Origin of the sequence: Arthrobacter sp. H5 (genome assembly GCF_000520595.1) — a bacterium.
Taxonomy (GTDB): Bacteria; Actinomycetota; Actinomycetes; order Actinomycetales; family Micrococcaceae; genus Arthrobacter_D.
On sequence record NZ_KI915038.1, the window covers coordinates 2,954 to 4,898 of the forward strand.

The following is a 1,945-nucleotide window of genomic DNA, read 5'->3' on the forward strand; positions in this document are numbered from 1 at the left end:
CCCCGCCAGCGCCAGGGGCGCCGGCAACGCCAGTGCCAGGGGCAGCACCACCAGGGAGTTGCGGGTGGCGCCGCTGAAGACCACTGCCATGGTGCCCGGAGAATCCCTCCGGGCCATCCGTGCGACAAGGACTCCCAGAGGGACCATGATCAGCAGGAACGCCGTGTAGAGGGGGATCACCGCCAGCAGGGAGGCGATCTCTCGTCCGATCCCGGCGATCTGGGATCCGACCACCACGGCAAGCGTCAACATCATCAAGGGCACCATCAGCCCCTGCATCACCGCCATCACGCGCTGGCCTGCCGGCGCCCGCCCGGCCCATCGTTGGGTCGTGGCAGCCAGCACCAGGGGGATGATGATCAGGACGACGAGGGCCTCGACGAACGGTCCCGGGTCGATCACTGCCACGATGTCCGGGCCGACGAAGAGCAGCAGATACACGGGGAGCATGACCATCTGGGCCAGCATCAGGACCGGCGCAGCCGCCAGCAGACGGTCACTGGCCCCACCGGCCAGACCCGAAAACACGATCACATAGTCGATGCACGGGCTCAGCAACACCAGCAGCACGCCGATCAGCAGAGCCTGATCGCCGGCCACGAAACGGGAAAGATCGAAGACAGCGACCGGGACCACCAGGAAGTTCAGCACCAGGACCGCCGCCATGAACCGCAGATCCCGTACGGCGCGGCCCATCACCGAGAACGGAATGCCCAGGAACGTGGCCGACTGCTCCAGCCTGTGAGGTCCCGGCCCAGCCACGGCCGTTTGCATCGGGACGGGACGTCCATGGGGGCATTGGGGGTGCGCGAACGAGGCCGGGGTAAAGTTCATCACCACCGTCGTTGCCGGACACCGGGTCACGGCAGCAGCAACGACTTCAAAGCAGTCTTCACTCGAGCCAGGGGGTGCCCGTGAAATACACGATCGAGGTGGCGGTGGTGTTCGTCCAGTCGGGTCTCAGTTTTTATGCCTTCTGGCTTGTCTGGCGAGTGCTGCTACCGGACCTGCCCGGACCCCACGACCCCGAGAAACGGATCGCCCCCGTTCGCGGGGTACTTCACGGACCCGTTCATCGTTCCTGTCGCGAGGACATTTCGCGTTCCGCCGCGTCTCGTGGCGCTCCTCTTGCTGGCGCTCGTTGCGGCGCTGTCGGTCGCTCTGGGCCGCCTTCCGTCCCTGTTCGAGTAGACATGCCGGCACAGGGCTCCTGGGTTTTCCTGCCCGGATAGCTGCGACTTTTCCCCCATCGCCGATGGGAGACTGTGGGCGCCGAAGCGTACGGCTGACATGCGCCCACAGTCTTGACCTTTCCCGGCGGGCAGGGTTTAGGTTGACAGTGACTCATCAATGAACGCACCCCAGTGGCGTTCGTCACGGCCCGCGACGTCGGAGCCACCGCCCCGGCAGAACGAGAGGACATGCATGAGTGTCAGGACCACCGAGGCGGACCGCGCTGCGCCGGAAATATCCGACTACGGCCTGCTCGGGGACTGCCACGGTTCGGCGCTGGTATCCCGTGACGGTTCGGTGGATTGGTGGTGCCCCGCGCGTTTCGACGCCCCCGCAGTTTTCGGCCGGCTCCTGGGCCCGCACGCCGGGCACTGGTCCATCCGCCCGGCCGCCGGATATTCGGTGGAGCGCCGGTACCTCGAGGGGTCGATGGTCGTCGAGACTGACTTCCGGTGCGAGAGCGGGGTGCTGCGGGTCACCGACGGTCTGCTGCTGGGGGCGGGGGAGCGGGGCCACGAGATCGGGTTCGGCTCTCCCCACGTGCTGGTGCGTCAGCTCGAAGTGCTGGAGGGCGAGGTCGAGGTGGAGGTGGAGCTGGTGTCCCGTTTCGAGTACGGGCTGGTCACCCCTACGCTGGCGCGGACGGCGGCGGGCGTGGACATCATCGGCGGCGCCGACCGGCTCCTGCTTACCGGCGACCGCGAACTGCAGA

2 protein-coding genes are annotated in these 1,945 nt (G+C 67.0%); one reads left to right on the forward strand and one right to left on the reverse strand.

The window, feature by feature from the left end:
- The coding region (locus tag Y708_RS27045) for an arsenic resistance protein (RefSeq protein WP_253905923.1) at window positions 1–774 on the reverse strand (774 nt) is incomplete at its 3' end.
- A 651-nt stretch (window positions 775–1,425) separates the two neighbouring features.
- On the opposite strand from Y708_RS27045, the gene Y708_RS0121270 reads away from it, so the two are divergent.
- Window positions 1,426–1,945, forward strand: a 520-nt coding sequence (locus Y708_RS0121270) for a trehalase-like domain-containing protein (protein WP_028281468.1), incomplete at its 3' end; no start/stop codon positions are given.